The sequence below is a fragment of the Synechococcus lacustris str. Tous genome (assembly GCF_003011125.1).
In the GTDB taxonomy this organism is placed as follows: domain Bacteria; phylum Cyanobacteriota; class Cyanobacteriia; order PCC-6307; family Cyanobiaceae; genus Synechococcus_D; species Synechococcus_D lacustris.
This window is the reverse complement of sequence record NZ_PXVC01000239.1, coordinates 1-899: the sequence shown is the minus strand read 5'-3', so window position 1 is coordinate 899 and position 899 is coordinate 1. Positions and strand designations below refer to the sequence as shown.

At 61.8% G+C, this 899-nt stretch carries 2 protein-coding genes; both read right to left on the bottom strand.

What is annotated here, in order from left to right; translation table 11 throughout:
* Positions 1-51 precede the first annotated feature (51 nt).
* Positions 52-351: a type II toxin-antitoxin system Phd/YefM family antitoxin gene (locus C7K08_RS14615; RefSeq protein ID WP_106501187.1), complete on the bottom strand. Its 300-nt coding sequence runs from the start codon at positions 349-351 to the stop codon at positions 52-54.
* Between the two features lie 47 nt (positions 352-398).
* Positions 399-899 (bottom strand): PglZ domain-containing protein (locus C7K08_RS14610; RefSeq protein WP_241537294.1); only part of this gene is annotated, 501 nt, incomplete at its 5' end.

The following is an 899-nucleotide window of genomic DNA, read 5'->3' as shown; positions in this document are numbered from 1 at the left end:
ACCACCACCACAGCAAAGCGTGGCTGTCTAGTAAGTAAGCGTTCCCATTGCTCATCCCTGCAGTTTCTGGGGAAGTAGTTCGCTGTTCTCCCAGCTCTCCAGTTCACTGGGGTCCATGGGTTCGAGCAGCAGGTCGGGCTGGCTGAGAGGGCCCCGGCTGCGCAACCGGCCAGGGATGCGCTGGGGAACGGGCGGTGCCAGGGGCATCAGCCGTGCCCAGGGTTTGCCAGCTTTTGCAAGCACGATGGTTTCACCCGCATGGGCATCATCGATTAAGCGTGATAGGTGGGTTTTGGCCTGGTGCACGTTCACTATTCGCGTGTGATCACCTCCGCAGGACGATTCCCGCATGGGGCCTCTGCCATTGACTCGCTTAGTTTAGCTATGGGCTAAGGCCATCAGAAGTCGTCGAAATCGCTGCCAAAGGGCCTCTGCAGCTTCAGCTCCACAGTTTTGTAGGGAACTGGCGTAGCGACACCATCGAGCTGCTGCTCCAGGCGCAGCTCCAGGGTCTTGTTGTTGTAGTCGCTAGCAGCGTTGGAGAGCTCCAGCACCACCTGCTGCTCCCGCTCGCGGGCCTCGCTAGCGGCGGAATCCAGAAGCACGCTGCGGTGGGCGCAGAGCAGGGCGCCATCAGCCTTGGCGTAGAGGCCGATGCGCAGCTGCAAGGGCAGGCGTTTTTTGGGCTCCACCGGCTCCAGTTGGAACAGACCAAAGGAGAGCTTGCCGGTGGTGATCTTGGCGGGCACCCGCAACAGCTCGGCCTCCACCACCCGGCTCTCGACCTTGCGTTCGCGTTTGAGCTTGATCACCGGCACCACCACCTCCTGCAGGGAGGTGCCTCCATGCACAAAGCGTGAACCTGAGCCTGAGCGGGGGACCTGAGCCTGAGCGGGGGA